The following is a 246-nucleotide window of genomic DNA, read 5'->3' as shown; positions in this document are numbered from 1 at the left end:
TGCGAGCAATGGACATCTACATCACGCGTGGTTGCTTTCGTAGCAAACGCGAGATGGGATGGTCAGGCGACATCAACCGCGCAGCGTTGATGCGTGAGGTCGAGGCGTTCATCCAGCAGCAAGGGTTCACCGAGTACGTGCCACTAACCAACTATGTGATACCCACGCCTCTTCCTTTCTACAAGTCTGCGGCAGAGCTTCGGGCGAACCAAGTCAGGGGCTTGCTGCTTACCCGGGAGATGGAAG

General features: G+C 56.5%; 1 protein-coding gene. It reads left to right on the top strand.

Going from position 1 to position 246, the window contains the following annotated elements; translation table 11 throughout:
• Positions 1–8: 8 nt before the first annotated feature.
• Positions 9–246, top strand: a 238-nt coding sequence (locus AAHB17_RS24670) for a hypothetical protein (RefSeq protein WP_342133704.1), incomplete at its 3' end; no start/stop codon positions are given.

Source organism: Hydrogenophaga sp. OTU3427, from assembly GCF_038440225.1.
Taxonomy (GTDB): domain Bacteria; phylum Pseudomonadota; class Gammaproteobacteria; order Burkholderiales; family Burkholderiaceae_C; genus Hydrogenophaga.
Note: the sequence above shows the minus strand (reverse complement) of the source record. Positions and strands in the feature narration are given on the sequence as shown.